This window comes from Bacteroides sp. OF03-11BH, assembly GCF_003604005.1.
In the GTDB taxonomy this organism is placed as follows: domain Bacteria; phylum Bacteroidota; class Bacteroidia; order Bacteroidales; family Bacteroidaceae; genus Bacteroides; species Bacteroides ovatus.
Window position 1 is genome coordinate 1 of the sequence record NZ_QTMW01000140.1, and the last position, 387, is coordinate 387.

The following is a 387-nucleotide window of genomic DNA, read 5'->3' on the forward strand; positions in this document are numbered from 1 at the left end:
ATTCAGCCATACATTGTTTATTAAAGGAAGAATGAGCGCAGGATAGTGGCGGCGACAATCAAGAAGATACAAGCCCCGAACCACGAGGCGGCGGTCTTCGAGGTGTCCGGGTCTCCGGACGAGAATTTTCCGTACACTTTCACGCCACCGATAAGCCCGACTACCGCGCCGATGGCGTAGATTAATTTCGTGCCGGGGTCGAAATACGAACTCACCATAGAGGTGGCTTCGTTGATGCCAGCCAGACCGTTTCCCTGTGCGAAAGCGGAGGCGGTTGCGGCAATCATAAGTGCCGCAGCGATGATTAACTTTTGTCTGATGTTCTTGTTCATAAACTGTTCTTTTTTGTGCCGTCCAAAGGGTGGATAGTCCTTTTTCGGGCGGTTG

Annotated in this window: 1 protein-coding gene; it reads right to left on the reverse strand. The window is 51.7% G+C overall.

Annotation, left to right across the window (positions count from 1 at the left end):
• Window positions 1–20: 20 nt before the first annotated feature.
• Window positions 21–332, reverse strand: coding sequence for a DUF4134 domain-containing protein (locus DXA54_RS28055; protein ID WP_004311205.1), 312 nt, complete (start codon window positions 330–332; stop codon window positions 21–23).
• Between the last annotated feature and the right edge of the window lie 55 nt (window positions 333–387).

Bases quoted from the DNA above. Each gene is read 5' to 3' on its own strand.
- DXA54_RS28055 (WP_004311205.1), bottom strand. From the start codon at position 332: ATGAACAAGAACATCAGACAAAAGTTAATCATCGCTGCGGCACTTATG.